Here is a 13,453-nt window from a genome sequence, read left to right on the forward strand (position 1 = left end):
TTTATTTGGGTCCTGTTTAAGACGTGTACATAAATTGTCTGGGGACTTTATTAATAAAATTTACGCTTTAAAATAAAAATCTAAATCATTTATCTATTACCACTTGAAGCAGTAATTTTTCCTAATTGAAGTCTGAAATCTGGTTTTTTTGCATTAAAAATATCTATAAAAGTTTCTTTGTTGTCGCTTTGAGAATATACGTTAAAGAAAACGCTATTACCATACCAGCTCTCTAAATCTTCATTGTTAGAATTGAATTCAGTAAAGATATTTCCTTTACATAAGTTGAAATACATTTCTTCAAATTTAATTTTCTTAAGATTGGCATCGTTAATTTCTGTTTTACTATCTAATAAAACGGCAGGATTAAAACCTGAAATTACACTACGCTTAATTTCAAGAGAGGCGTTTTCAGCAATATAAACAGCTTCTTTAACTAAACCAGACTGAATGTCAGCATTGATATTCTCACTATCGTTAAGCATTGTTATATTTGATGCTACAACTAAAGTTTGTTTTTTAGTAAAATCTGTTTCACTTTTTTTCTCGTATGAAGCAACTTCTAAACAACGAGAACCGTCTTTATTACTTGATAAATAAGAAGATCTTACTGCAAGAGAATTATGCAAACGGCATTGAACTCCCTGAGTAAATTTATAATCATCATTAATAGATTTATAAGAAACTAATTTGGTTGCATTAAGGTCTCCACCAAAAAATCCAAATGAATCTCCTGCAGAATAACTTACCATAATGTTTTCTAAAATTGTTTTATTTCCAACACCGGCCAAAGTAAGACCGTTGAAAGTACCGGCTCCTTTTACTTTTTTACCAGCGAATTCGATTCTCACAAATCTTAAAACTCCTGAACTTGACGCCACATTATCACCACCGTAAGTAGTACGTGTTGGGTCAAGATCTAAGTTATAAGAACCTACGTTTCCAAACTTATTAATTGGAGCATCACCTAAAACCACAATGCCTCCCCAGTCTCCAGCTTTTTTCTGGCTTCTGTTAGAAGTAAATACGATAGGATCTGTTTCTAAACCGTCTGCAATAATTGATGCACCTTTTGTGACTACCAACGTTCCTTTTGTTTCAAAATCACCAATAATTAATGTTCCCGGTTCAATTGTTAAAACAGCGTTATTAGTTACATAAACATTTCCCTGCAAAACATAAATATTTCTCTTAAGCAATTTTGTGTTTGTTGAAATGTTTCCAGCTAAAATTTGGTTGGCTTCACCGTATTCAACTTTGTTAGGCTTAAATTCGGTCCAGTTGTTCAACCAATTGTTGTAGCCCATAATTCCTTTTTCTTGCTGAGCACTCATACTTGCAACTGTCAAAAAAACGCAGATAATTTGAGTAAATTTTTTCATGATAAGGGGGTATTAGGGTTAATAATAAATTTGGGATGCAATAAATTATAAAAACTCATCTCGTGTTTTCTAAAAAAAATTAGAATACATCGAAAACGAGCTGTTTTTAATAACCCTTTTTAAAATGTCTTAATAAAACTAAATTTCATGTTAAGAAAACATTTTAAAAAAGGTTTTTAAAATATTTAAAATTACATTTCATTCAATTCGTTGAATTCATGTAAAGATTTCAATGTTCCTTCGTAAAATAAAATGGCTGCAATTAAATTTGCTTTATCAGAATAAGGCATCATTTTTCTTTGAAAATCTACAGTAGTATCTAAAAATGTTGTAGTTCCTATTGCTTGGTTTTCTAAAGCTTTTTTATGTTCGTTATCATCCGGAATACCTAAGTCTGCCATAGTAACACCAGGTTTTGTAACCAAAGCAATGTAAGGAAGTGTTTTTACTAAAACTTTAATTCTCTCAATATATAACTCTAATAATTCTCCTTTTTGCATACCACTCAATTCTTTTTGATCGTGATATTTACGAATAAGAGCTGTAGTACTAATGATACTTCGAGGAGCATTTTTAGCCTGGGCAGATATAGCCCCTGTAGTCAATAAAAAAAATACACTTAAAAAAATAATTTTCCCTTTCATAGATTCTTATTAAAAGTTTGTAGTTGATGAAAACAAAAATATGTAAATTAACTTAATTTGCAACTTTAATATTTTTTTTTTTAAAAAAAAGACTTAAAAAAAACTTAAAATCATATTTTTAAGTCCCTAAAAATAAGCCTTTAGCTAATATTTGGATAAATTTTACAAAAATTTGTTTATGTAAGATTTTTATCTAAATTTAAGCAGAAAAAAGATTTTGTTTTTGAAAATAATAACCAAAAAAAACGCTCTTTTATCTACAACTTCAAAAATATATTAACAAAAAATTCTTAATATATCTTCGAAATAACATCAGTGTTAACAAAACTTTGCAGAATAAAAATTAACAATTAAGTTAAAAACAAATTATACCAAAAAAAATAAAATGAATAATTAAAGTTTAATTTATAATATTTTTGACTATCTCATTTTCTTATATCTTTGCTCTATGCAATTTTCACAAATTTTAGGTCAGGATTACATTAAAAGTCACTTAATTAAAAGTGCTTCTTCCGGAAGAATTCCGCACGCACAATTGTTTGTTGGGCCGGAAGGAAGTGGTACATTATTAACCGCTATTGCTTATGCACAATACATTTTGTGCAGTAATACAGGCGACGAAAATTCAAACGGAAATGATTCCTGCAATCTAAAATTTCAGAATATTTCGCATCCTGACTTGCATTTTATTTATCCAACAGTAACTACCGAAGATGTTAAAACCAAACCCAAAAGTTTAGACTTTATTCAGGATTGGAGAACCTTTGTTCAGGAAATGCCTTATGGAGGTTTATTCGACTGGTATAAATTGCTTGGAGTTCAAAATAAACAAGGCGAAATCAGGGTCGAAGATGCTCAGGAAGTTTTAAAATCTCTTGCTTTAAAATCCTATGAAGGTGGTTATAAAATCATGATTATCTGGATGGCCGACAAAATGAATATTGCGGCATCCAATAAACTTTTGAAACTTTTGGAAGAGCCATCTGATAAAACTATTTTTATCCTGATTTCTGAAAATGAAGAAGACATTATACAAACCATACGCTCTCGTTGTCAGGTCATCCATTTTAACGGTTTACCCGAAAAAATAATTACCGATACCTTGATATCACAGGAAAATACAGACCCAAATTTAGCTAAAAAAATTGCGCATCAGGCTCAGGGAAATTTCAACAAAGCACTGTCTTTGTTAAAAGAAGACGATACTGAATATCCTTTTGAACAATGGTTTGTCAACTGGGTTCGTGCTGCATTTAGAGCTAAAGGAAATGCCGCCGCAATACAGGATTTAATTTCCTGGAGCGAAGAAATTGCAGCCCTTGGCCGTGAAAGCCAGAAAAAATTCATTCAGTTTTGTATTGAAATGTTTCGTCAGGCACTTTTGCTAAATTATGAAGCTCAAACTTTGGTTTATATCGAACCAAAAGTTGACAAATTTAAGCTTGAAAATTTTGCTCCTTTTGTAAACGGAAACAACATTCACGATATTTTCAAAGAGCTTTCAGATGCAATGTACCACATTGAGAGAAACGGAAATGCAAAAATAATTTTAACTGATTTATCTATAAAACTGACTCGTTTAATTCATAAAAAATAGTTTTCACATGAATAATGTTGCCTCCATTTTACTTTTAATTTTTTTAGCCATAACCTTTTTGCAGTCAGGCTACGAAAAAATTTTTTACTGGAAAGATAATATCGAATGGCTAAAAGGTCATTTTGCTAAAACTCCATTAAAAAATCAAGTACCTCTCGCTCTGCTTCATCTTTTAATTTTAGAATTAATTTCAGGGGTTTTATGTGTCGTTGGTACAATACAATTATTAACAAACAGTGGTCGTGAATTTGGATTTTACGGTGCTGTTTTTTCGTGTATCTCTTTGTTAATGATGCTTTTCGGACAAAGATTAGCTAAAGATTACGATGGGGCAAGAACTATTGTAATTTATTTTATTCCAGCTGTTATGGCTGTTTATTGGTTGAATTAAACCAATACAATTATTTTAAATTTTATATTAAAAAAATGAATCCTAAACATCCTTCAGAATCTCTGACTATATTGACCGATTTAGTTTTACCGAGTGAAACAAATCCTTTAAATAATCTTTTTGGCGGTGAATTATTAGCCCGTATGGATCGGGCTGCGAGTATTGCAGCAAGAAGGCATTCACGCAGAATCACCGTTACGGCATCTGTAAATCACGTTGCATTTAACAGAGCTATACCCTTGGGAAGTGTTGTAACTGTTGAAGCCAAAGTTTCCAGATCTTTTAAAAGTTCTATGGAAATTTTTATTGATGTATGGGTAGAAGATCGTGAATCCGGACTAAGAACAAAAGCCAACGAAGCAATTTATACTTTTGTTGCTGTTGATGATAGCGGAAGACCTGTTGAAGTACCTGCAATTGTCCCGGAAACCGAACTAGAAATTCAACGTTTTGACGCTGCTTTACGCCGTAAACAACTGAGTTTACTGCTTGCCGGAAAAATAAAACCTTCTGATGCCACAGAATTAAAAGCATTATTTTTATAGTAAAATTTGTGACAATTTGTAACAATTTGAAACAACAAGACTTCAAAAAAAGAACTATTTTTACAAAATTATAAGCCTGATACAAATCTAAATCAATAAGTTATTTACTTTCTGGTTTGTTTTTGAGAATGAAAATTTATAATAATTTAGATGAAAGAAAAAGAAAAAAAAGAGATGAGTTCAGAGAAAGATGCCAAATTAAAAGCGCTACAACTTACGCTTGACAAACTAGATAAAACTTACGGAAAAGGAACCGTAATGAAAATGGGCGACAAAGCCATTGTAGAAGTTGAAACAATTTCTTCTGGTTCTCTTGGTGTTGATTTAGCACTTGGAGTAAACGGATATCCAAAAGGAAGAATAATCGAAATATATGGTCCGGAATCATCCGGAAAGACCACTTTAACTTTGCATGCAATTGCAGAAGCTCAAAAAGCAGGAGGAATTGCTGCTTTCATTGATGCGGAACATGCTTTTGACAGAAATTATGCTGAAAAATTAGGTGTAGACATTGAAAACCTGATTATTTCTCAGCCAGATAACGGGGAACAGGCATTAGAAATTGCAGAAAACCTGATTCGTTCCGGTGCAATTGATATTGTGGTTATTGACTCGGTTGCTGCTTTGACTCCAAAAAGCGAAATTGAAGGCGAAATGGGAGATTCTAAAATGGGTCTGCACGCACGTTTGATGTCTCAGGCTTTGAGAAAACTTACCGGAACCATCAGCAAAACAAATTGTACTGTTTTCTTCATCAACCAGTTAAGAGAGAAAATTGGTGTAATGTTCGGAAATCCAGAAACTACAACCGGTGGTAATGCATTAAAATTTTATGCATCTGTACGTTTGGATATTCGTCGTTCTTCTCAAATTAAAGATGGTGAAAATGTTATCGGAAACAGAACTAAAGTAAAAATTGTAAAAAACAAAGTTGCTCCGCCATTTAAAACTGCTGAATTCGACATTATGTACGGTGAAGGAGTTTCTAAAACCGGAGAAATCTTAGATTTGGCTGTTGAATTTGATATCGTAAAAAAAGCAGGATCATGGTTTAGTTACGGTGATACCAAATTAGGACAAGGCCGTGATGCGGTTAAAACTTTAATTAAAGATAATCCTGAATTAGCTGATGAATTAGAAGTAAAAATTAAAGAACATATAAAAGAATTAGCTAACGCTTAAAAATTTAAGTTATTATAATTTAAACACTTAAACCCGACATTTAAAACTGTCGGGTTTTTTATTAAAAAAGACGCAACCTTTTATAAATTACATCATCTTTTAAATAATATAAAATCTTTGGATAGTATTTGCCATAATACTTTCGGTGCTTTTAGAATAAATTTGGTTGGTTATTTTCAATAAAATCCGTTAGTTTTTGTTTTGGTTACTAGCGGATTTTTATTTTTTTTTACGCAACCTTTTTGATATTCTATCCTCTATAATATTACTCTTAAATCAGTATCTGGTTAAACTCTTTTATCAACCGTTAATATTTTAAATCATGAAAGAAAAAAAAGAAATTCAGTTGCATAAAAGCCGTAAAAAAAGCAAATCAAAAATTAAAAAAATATTACGATTCATTTCGGAAAAAATAATTCACAGATAAATTTTGATTCTAAAATGGGGGTTAGATTCAAAATAAAAACCCGGAAAATTTCTCAATTTTTCCGGGTTTAGTTTTTAATTTATTTATTTGATTCTTTCTTCTTAAATTCAAGCAAACCTTTGTAAATCAATTGTCTTGTAAGATCACGAAGTTCTTTTCTGTTTTCGCCTGATGATCCTTTCGTTTCAATAAAAGGTAAAATTTTTCCTCTCATTTTTCCTGGACTACCGCTTAAAAAAGTATACGAAAAACGCTCTTTATTATCTGCAAAAACGATGGGAACAATTGGAATTTGATGATCGATAGCTAATCTAAAAGCGCCATCTTTAAATTCATCCAATAAAATAGATTCATCATCCGGAACTCCTCCTTCAGGAAAAATACAAATACTAAGCCCCTGATTAAGTCTGTCCTGAGCTCTTTTGAAAACTTCATTTTTACTTTTTGAAGAATTTCTGTCTACTAAAATACAGGTTCTTTTGTAGAAAAATCCAAATAAAGGAATTTTTACCAACTCTTTCTTGCCAACAAAAACAAAAGGATTTCTGATAATTGCCAGCATCAGCATAATATCCGTCATTGAAGTATGGTTAGCTACAATCATGTAACTTTTGCCTTTTTCCAGTTTTTGAAGGCGTTCAATTTTGTAATAAAAACCCATTCCGAAAAGGATGAATTTTGCCCAAATCCGAGCCATTTTAAAAAAATAAGGGTATCCTCTTTCCGATATAATTGAAGCTACTAAAAAAGGCAGCATAATCAATATTGGAATGGCCATTAAAATGTAAAACCAAATGCGCCAAATAATCCAAAAAACAATTTTTAATCCTTTCATGATTTCAAAAGTAAGAAAACAGATGTGAATTTAGATTTACAGACGGTTAGATTTTTAAAATATTTAAGCTTTTCTGAAAATAAAACCTCAAATCTAAGAGAACTTTTAGAAAACTTTCTAATTTTTGCAGAAGAAAAAAACAAACCTTGCAGGCTTTGCGAAAAACTTTGCGAACTTTGCGGTTAAGAAATAAGAAAACTAGAATGGCAAAAATACTTACTGGTGTTCAGAGTACTGGAACTCCTCACTTAGGCAATTTATTAGGAGCAATTATTCCTGCAATCGAATTATCAAACAATCCGGCAAACGAACCTTTTTTGTTTATTGCTGACTTGCATTCGATAACACAAATAAAAGATGGCAAAACATTAAGACAGAATACATTTAGTGTTGCATCGGCCTGGCTTGCTTTTGGTTTAGATATCAACCGTGTTACGTTTTACAGACAATCTGATGTGCCGCAAACAGCTGAATTATCCTGGTACTTAAGTTGTTTTTTCCCTTTTCAAAGATTGACATTAGCCCATTCTTTCAAAGACAAATCCGACAGACTGGATGATGTTAATGCTGGATTATTTTCATACCCAATGTTAATGGCTGCTGATATTTTGTTGTATGACGCACAATTTGTTCCTGTTGGAAAAGACCAATTGCAGCATCTGGAAATCACACGAGATGTGGCTTCTCGTTTCAACCATCAAATGGGAGAAACTTTTGTACTTCCTGAAGCTAAAATTCAGGAAGACAGTATGTTGATTCCGGGAACTAATGGCGGAAAAATGAGTAAATCTGCCAATAATATTATCAATATTTTTTTGGATGACAAAGCGTTACGCAAACAAGTGATGAGTATAGAAACCGACAGTACTCCGCTTGAAGATCCTAAAAACCCGGATACTTGTAATGCTTTTGCAATCTATTCATTATTAGCAACTGAAACTCAAACTGCCGAAATGAGAGCCAATTACCTAGGTGGAAATTATGGTTACGGACATGCTAAACAAGCTTTATTTGAATTGATTACAGAGAAATTTAAAACCGAAAGAGAAAAATACAATTACTACATAAACAACCTCGAAGAGGTAGATGCTTTATTGAAAAAAGGTGCTGAAAAAGCTTCAAAAGTTGCCGATGCTGTTTTGGATAGAGTTCGTGAGAAATTAGGGTTTGAAATAAAATAAATTGCACTATTTTAAAACAAAAAAGACAAAGCTCTTGGTTCATATCAAGAGCTTTGTCTTTTTACCTCTTTAAATTTAGATTTTTACTCCGCAATCGCAGCTTCCAATTGTTCAATTAAAACGGCTTTTTTTAAAGGATAACCGGCTTTTGAAAGCTCATAACTTCCATCTTTTTTAAGAATTATGTAGGTTGGAAAACCACTTCCCTTTGATTTAGACATAATATCTTTTGTTAAATCCTCATTAGCAAGAATGTGGGATCCTTCTATACTTTGAAAAGAAATTGTTTTTTTCCATGTTTCAGAATTATGGCTGTCATGATTGGCTATATACAAAAATTGCAGGTCTTTATCCTTAAAATACTCGTGTAATGCTTGACTATGTTTAGCAATTTCTTTTCGGCAAGGAGCGCACCAAGTGCCCCACATATCGATTAAAACAGTTTTTCCTTTAAAATGATTTATAACTTCTTCAAAGGTTTTTAGTTCTTCTCCTTTTGGTACAAAAACCATCTTATCGGTCAAGATTTTATTGTTGTTTTCAATGATTTTGTTAATCTTGGGTTGAAATTGTTCTATAAAAACACTCGTAGGAAACTGTTTTTTAAAATTCTCAAAAATTTCAGGTACGTTTTTATAGTTTTGATCTTCAATTGAGGATGTAAAAAGCACAGCATAAGCAAATTCTGCCGATTTATTACTATAATATTTTTTAATAATTTTCTCGGTTAATGAGTTAGTCATGTCTTCTCTAAGGAGTTTAGAACCTTCTTCTATTGACGTATTGTACCACTCTTTATAAAAGGATTCCTGGTTTTCACCAGAAGCTTCTTTCCAAAGTTCCTCCTTAGTACGAAGCAAAATATCATGAATAAATACCTGATAAACAGGAGCATTTATTGCTTCATCATTATTTATTTTGATATTAGAAAATAATTCATTGCGATATTGTTTCCAAATACCCAAATTTCGGGCATAAGCATGTTTAATTTTATATTTGTTATTTTGTTCAAAAGAATAAAATGATTGAGGAGCTAAATATTCTAAATTCGCCTGCCAAGTTTTTATAAAATCTTTTGAAGGTTGATTTGCTGTTATGTACTTCTCTAACACGGATTTATTAGCAAGAGTAATACGCTCAATTTCTTTATAAACTCTATCTGGCAAAGTATCACCTTTATACTTTGTCAGATCTACATAACTCAAAATATCAAGGAATTGATTGTTTTCTTTTTGCTTACCCTCTACTTTTATTAATAAATTATTGATATTGATAATAAGATTATCGCCTGGCGTAACAAATAAATTATAAGCAAAAAGTGATTTAGAATCTGGATTAAAATATTGAAAATAAATTATTTCAGACTTTGATAGGTTTAATTCCTGATAAAAGCTTCCTGTTTCATCAACTTTAACATCGATTTTACTTTTACTCCTTTCCTGATCTAAAAAATGTCCGGGCAGTAATAAGCGAATAGATTGGTTTTTAAAAACTTCAAATTTTCCTTTAAGAATGGCTTTTTGTGCAACAGCTGAAATAGAGCATACAAAAAAAAGAAAAATAGCTGTTTTTTTAATAAATAGAAAAGCAAAATTTTGATTTTTTTTCATGACAGAATGGTTTTTTATGAAATTAGATTGGCAAATAAAATTAATAAAATTAGGTTTAGAAACTTGCTTTATATAGCTTCAAACAACTTTCCTGGCAAAGGTCTAATTACTCCTTTTAATTCCATATTCAAAAGAATTCCTGAGATTTTATAAATTGGAAACTCACATTGAAGCGCAATAATATCTAATAATTCTTTACCATTTTTTAGTAGAAAATCATAAATTTTTTGTTCGTCTGATTCCAAATCAACAAATAATTGCTTTTGTACCGCTTTTGACTTGTTTTCGATGTCCCAATTGAGCATATAAATCAAATCGGCAGCAGAGGTTAAAACGTTTGCTTTTTGCGTTTTAATAAGGTCGTTACAACCTTGACTGTATTTGTCGGTTACACGACCGGGAACAGCAAAAACATCACGGTTATAATCGTTAGCAATATTGGCTGTAATTAGTGAACCTCCCCTATCTGCAGATTCTATCACTATCGTTGCTTCACTCATGCCTGCAACAATTCGATTGCGTCTTACAAAATTTTCTTTATCAGGATTCGTAGAACTCCAAAATTCGGTAATAAAACCGCCATTTTCCTCCATTTTTGCCATGTACTTTTTGTGAGTTTTAGGGTAAATTTGATTTAAACCATGAGCCAAAACACCAATGGTTTGCAAATCATTTTCCATCGCCAACTGATGGGCCACAATATCAACTCCATAAGCAAAACCACTCACAATTATAGGATCAAGCGGAGCTAAATCTTCAATCAGTTTTTTGCAGAATTCTGTTCCATAAGACGTTATCTGCCGTGTACCCACAATACTGATTATTCTTTTATTTTCTAAGTTAATATTTCCGGCAGAAAAAATTAAAACCGGTGCATCAATACAATGTTTTAATCGTTCCGGATATTTTTCTTCTTTAAAAAATGAGGTTTGAATATTGTTTACACTGATATATTCGAGTTCCTGATTTGCTTTTTCAAAAACAGTTTTGTCTTTTAAATTCTTAAGTAATGTTGAACCAACACCATCAATAGCCGCAATTTTATTGGATTTTGTTTTGAAAATTTCTTCTGCACTGCCAAAATTTGATAATAATTTTTTAGCCATAATATCTCCAACACCTTCTACCCTGAGTAAGGCTAATAAATAAAATAAATCTTGTTCTGTCATGGCTGATATAATTTTAAAGTGCAAATAATTCTTGAAAAATTACTTTTTCAAAGTTTAGCAAATATATGAATTAGAAGTAAATTCTTTCAAAAATAAAATTTTAAAGATTTAACATTATAAATTGACAAAAGAAGAAATTTACATAAATAACTCAATGCCAATTGTCTATAAAAATCTGTGAATTGTTAATAAAAATTGTGAATAAAATTTTGATAACTATATTGGATGTATAACTTTGTTACTATGAAAATCGAAACTTACATCGCGCAGTTATTGTATCGTTATCAGTGTGTAACGGTTCCAGGATTTGGAGCATTCTTAACCGAAACTCAGTCGGCACAGCTTAATGAAAGCACAAATTCGTTTTTTCCACCTAAAAAAATGGTTTCTTTTAACAGTCAAATCAAAAACAATGATGGTTTACTGGCAAATCATATCGCACATACAGAAAAAACATCTTATGGTTTTGCTGTTAGCGCCATTGCTTTTGAAATTTTAAATTGGACAAAAGCATTAGAAGAGGATGGAATTTTACATTTAAAAAATATTGGTGAAATACGTTTGAATAATGATAACAAATTAGTTTTCAGTCCAAACCAGCAAAATAATTATTTAACTACTTCATTTGGATTAACTCCTTTCGTTTCACCTTTGGTAAAAAGAGAAAATTTTGAAAAGGAAATTCAAAGAATCGAAAAGAAAGAGCCTGTTCAATTATACGCTGACCAAGAAAGAAAATCTTCAAATTCGTATTTAAAATATGCAGCGATATTTGTATTAGGATTAGGAATAACTGGAAGTATAGGCTATCCTTTATACCAGCAACAAATCGCAAATCAAACGCTTATAGTTGAAGGTACTGTTCAGAAAAAAGTACAGAATAAAATTCAGGAAGCTACCTTTTTGATTCAAAATCCTTTACCGGCAGTTACTCTTTCAGTAGATACTTCGAAAACTGAAACAGCTGAAAAAACGATGCCTTATCACATTATTGCAGGCGCTTTTAGAAGTGAACAAAATGCAAAAAAAGCATATAATGAGTTGATAAAGAATGGTTACGAAGCCAGAATGCTACCTGAAAATAAACACGGTTTATTTCCTGTTTTGTACGGAAGTTATGCTACTATGACTGAAGCTGAAAAAGCACAAAGAGAAATTCGAAAAGCTGAAAATCCTGATGCCTGGATTTTAATCGAAAATTTATAAAGCTTAGAGAGAGAAATTCATTTGTTTTATTATTCACTTTAGAACTACAAAGATTATGAAGTTTACCTTTAGACTATTTATTATTATATGCCTTCTTATGACGTCACAATCTTTTTTTTCACAGGAAACCAGCGTTCCTTCAGAAAAAGCGATTCAGGAAGCTAAAACAGCCGAAGAACATCAAAATAAAATAAATAAAGAACAGAAAAAAATTGAGAAGCATCAGCGGGAGGTTAAAAGCGCAGAAAAATCTATTAAGAAAACACAAAAGAAAATAGAAAAACAAAAAGCTTCAAATCAAAAAACTGACAGTCAAATTGCAACCAGCAAAATTTCTGAAGAAGAAATTCAGAAATTAAAAATAAAGTCAACTAAGCAAAAACTTGAAATAGATAAACTGGAGCTCAAACTGTTACAACAGAAAAAAGAATTAGAAGAAATTAGAGCCTCTTTTTAATACAAAAAATCCTATTCGTCTGAATAGGATTTTTTGTTTATCGTGGAACAATTTCAGCATCTTGGGAAAGAATTATTTTTTTGTTTTGGTAAATAGTCAAACCTGCCGGTGCAGTACCATTTTCTCGTAGAGGCGATATATGACATTCGTAAATATATTGCCCTTTTTTAAATTCAAATCGATTATTTCCACCTGTTCCTTCCCGAAACCACTTTCCGTTACTAATCACTAAATCTGGTTCTTCACTCATTTTCTTTTTTAAAGACCAAGAAGCATAGCGGTAATTATTGTTTCCTAAATCATCAATTCTAACTCTGAATTTGCTGGTTTCCAAGATACATTCCGGAACTTTAAACTTAGCAATTGAAGGATGCAATTTCGTCTTTTCTTCAGCAATTATTTTACTTTTAAAATCCTTTTCAAATTTTGACTGGTAATTTATCGAGATTAAGCGGCCGTCAGTATCAATCCATATTGTACCCTGATTGAGCATAATACCACGCCAACCCATTTCAGACCAATCTTTTGCAGGATTTGATTTTATGATTTCATTTCTTAAAGTTGAATCAAAAATTTCGGAATATCTTTTTACAAAATCAGCTTTGTTTTTAATCGCCGGAATTGGATATTCTCTCTTAAAAGGATAGGAAATCATGTTTGCCACAGCTTCCCTATTATCATCTTTTACATTGCTGATAAAAATTTTAATAAACTTTTGGTATTCAGGCTTTAAATCCTGACCGGAAACAAAACTGCTACAAAAAATCAGTACAATCAAAAACACATTTAGCTGCTTCATATAAAATACGTTATTATTCATTTTCTAT

Annotated in this window: 13 protein-coding genes; 7 read left to right on the top strand and 6 right to left on the bottom strand. The window is 31.4% G+C overall.

Features of this window, described 5'->3' with window-relative positions; all coding sequences use genetic code 11:
• Nucleotides 1-89 precede the first annotated feature (89 nt).
• Nucleotides 90-1,382 carry a hypothetical protein gene (locus tag FLV_RS14960; protein WP_243234948.1) on the bottom strand — a complete coding sequence of 431 codons (1,293 nt, stop codon included), beginning with the start codon at nucleotides 1,380-1,382 and terminating at the stop codon, nucleotides 90-92.
• A 191-nt stretch (nucleotides 1,383-1,573) separates the two neighbouring features.
• Nucleotides 1,574-2,026, bottom strand: a complete 453-nt coding sequence (locus tag FLV_RS14965; protein WP_243234949.1) for a hypothetical protein — start codon at nucleotides 2,024-2,026, stop codon at nucleotides 1,574-1,576.
• A 448-nt stretch (nucleotides 2,027-2,474) separates the two neighbouring features.
• Here FLV_RS14965 and FLV_RS14970 point away from each other — a divergent pair, with 448 nt between their 5' ends.
• From FLV_RS14970 to recA, 4 genes are all read left to right on the top strand, one after another.
• Entirely contained in the window at nucleotides 2,475-3,623 is a 1,149-nt protein-coding gene (locus FLV_RS14970; protein WP_243234950.1) for an ATP-binding protein, read from the top strand.
• Nucleotides 3,624-3,630: 7 nt separating this feature from the next.
• Nucleotides 3,631-4,014 (top strand): DoxX family membrane protein, encoded by a 384-nt coding sequence (locus FLV_RS14975; RefSeq protein WP_243234951.1) that lies wholly within the window; start codon nucleotides 3,631-3,633, stop codon nucleotides 4,012-4,014.
• Between the two features lie 35 nt (nucleotides 4,015-4,049).
• Complete coding sequence (locus FLV_RS14980) at nucleotides 4,050-4,559, top strand: acyl-CoA thioesterase (protein WP_243234952.1); 510 nt, start codon at nucleotides 4,050-4,052, stop codon at nucleotides 4,557-4,559.
• A 174-nt stretch (nucleotides 4,560-4,733) separates the two neighbouring features.
• On the top strand, nucleotides 4,734-5,741 hold the full coding sequence (gene recA / locus FLV_RS14985) for a recombinase RecA (RefSeq protein WP_243235150.1): 1,008 nt from the start codon (nucleotides 4,734-4,736) through the stop codon (nucleotides 5,739-5,741).
• A gap of 506 nt (nucleotides 5,742-6,247) precedes the next feature.
• On the opposite strand, the gene FLV_RS14990 is transcribed toward recA, so the two are convergent.
• Nucleotides 6,248-7,003: a lysophospholipid acyltransferase family protein gene (locus tag FLV_RS14990; RefSeq protein WP_243234953.1), complete on the bottom strand. Its 756-nt coding sequence runs from the start codon at nucleotides 7,001-7,003 to the stop codon at nucleotides 6,248-6,250.
• 203 nt (nucleotides 7,004-7,206) lie between these two features.
• Between FLV_RS14990 and trpS the strand changes: the two genes are divergently transcribed.
• Nucleotides 7,207-8,184, top strand: coding sequence for a tryptophan--tRNA ligase (gene trpS, locus FLV_RS14995; RefSeq protein ID WP_243234954.1), 978 nt, complete (start codon nucleotides 7,207-7,209; stop codon nucleotides 8,182-8,184).
• Nucleotides 8,185-8,267: 83 nt separating this feature from the next.
• Here trpS and FLV_RS15000 read toward each other — a convergent pair whose 3' ends face one another.
• Complete coding sequence (locus tag FLV_RS15000; RefSeq protein ID WP_243234955.1) at nucleotides 8,268-9,794, bottom strand: TlpA family protein disulfide reductase; 1,527 nt, start codon at nucleotides 9,792-9,794, stop codon at nucleotides 8,268-8,270.
• A gap of 68 nt (nucleotides 9,795-9,862) precedes the next feature.
• The gene (dprA, locus tag FLV_RS15005; protein WP_243234956.1) at nucleotides 9,863-10,963 is read right to left on the bottom strand and encodes a DNA-processing protein DprA; all 1,101 of its coding nucleotides are present in this window, start codon (nucleotides 10,961-10,963) and stop codon (nucleotides 9,863-9,865) included.
• Between the two features lie 243 nt (nucleotides 10,964-11,206).
• Here dprA and FLV_RS15010 point away from each other — a divergent pair, with 243 nt between their 5' ends.
• The gene (locus FLV_RS15010) at nucleotides 11,207-12,169 is read left to right on the top strand and encodes an SPOR domain-containing protein (protein ID WP_243234968.1); all 963 of its coding nucleotides are present in this window, start codon (nucleotides 11,207-11,209) and stop codon (nucleotides 12,167-12,169) included.
• 97 nt (nucleotides 12,170-12,266) lie between these two features.
• Nucleotides 12,267-12,626 carry a hypothetical protein gene (locus FLV_RS15015; protein ID WP_243234970.1) on the top strand — a complete coding sequence of 120 codons (360 nt, stop codon included), beginning with the start codon at nucleotides 12,267-12,269 and terminating at the stop codon, nucleotides 12,624-12,626.
• A 37-nt stretch (nucleotides 12,627-12,663) separates the two neighbouring features.
• Here the strand turns inward: FLV_RS15015 and FLV_RS15020 are convergent, their stop codons facing one another.
• Nucleotides 12,664-13,446 (bottom strand): hypothetical protein, encoded by a 783-nt coding sequence (locus FLV_RS15020; protein ID WP_243234979.1) that lies wholly within the window; start codon nucleotides 13,444-13,446, stop codon nucleotides 12,664-12,666.
• Between the last annotated feature and the right edge of the window lie 7 nt (nucleotides 13,447-13,453).

The sequence above is a fragment of the Flavobacterium pectinovorum genome (assembly GCF_022802975.1).
Lineage (GTDB): Bacteria > Bacteroidota > Bacteroidia > Flavobacteriales > Flavobacteriaceae > Flavobacterium > Flavobacterium pectinovorum_B.

What these genes read in the sequence shown, in the direction of transcription:
- FLV_RS14960 (WP_243234948.1), bottom strand. Translation starts at nt 1,382, where the DNA reads ATGAAAAAATTTACTCAAATTATCTGCGTTTTTTTGACAGTTGCAAGT.
- FLV_RS14965 (WP_243234949.1), bottom strand. Translation starts at nt 2,026, where the DNA reads ATGAAAGGGAAAATTATTTTTTTAAGTGTATTTTTTTTATTGACTACA.
- FLV_RS14970 (WP_243234950.1), top strand. Translation starts at nt 2,475, where the DNA reads ATGCAATTTTCACAAATTTTAGGTCAGGATTACATTAAAAGTCACTTA.
- FLV_RS14975 (WP_243234951.1), top strand. Translation starts at nt 3,631, where the DNA reads ATGAATAATGTTGCCTCCATTTTACTTTTAATTTTTTTAGCCATAACC.
- FLV_RS14980 (WP_243234952.1), top strand. Translation starts at nt 4,050, where the DNA reads ATGAATCCTAAACATCCTTCAGAATCTCTGACTATATTGACCGATTTA.
- recA (WP_243235150.1), top strand. Translation starts at nt 4,734, where the DNA reads ATGAGTTCAGAGAAAGATGCCAAATTAAAAGCGCTACAACTTACGCTT.
- FLV_RS14990 (WP_243234953.1), bottom strand. Translation starts at nt 7,003, where the DNA reads ATGAAAGGATTAAAAATTGTTTTTTGGATTATTTGGCGCATTTGGTTT.
- trpS (WP_243234954.1), top strand. Translation starts at nt 7,207, where the DNA reads ATGGCAAAAATACTTACTGGTGTTCAGAGTACTGGAACTCCTCACTTA.
- FLV_RS15000 (WP_243234955.1), bottom strand. Translation starts at nt 9,794, where the DNA reads ATGAAAAAAAATCAAAATTTTGCTTTTCTATTTATTAAAAAAACAGCT.
- dprA (WP_243234956.1), bottom strand. Translation starts at nt 10,963, where the DNA reads ATGACAGAACAAGATTTATTTTATTTATTAGCCTTACTCAGGGTAGAA.
- FLV_RS15010 (WP_243234968.1), top strand. Translation starts at nt 11,207, where the DNA reads ATGAAAATCGAAACTTACATCGCGCAGTTATTGTATCGTTATCAGTGT.
- FLV_RS15015 (WP_243234970.1), top strand. Translation starts at nt 12,267, where the DNA reads ATGACGTCACAATCTTTTTTTTCACAGGAAACCAGCGTTCCTTCAGAA.
- FLV_RS15020 (WP_243234979.1), bottom strand. Translation starts at nt 13,446, where the DNA reads ATGAATAATAACGTATTTTATATGAAGCAGCTAAATGTGTTTTTGATT.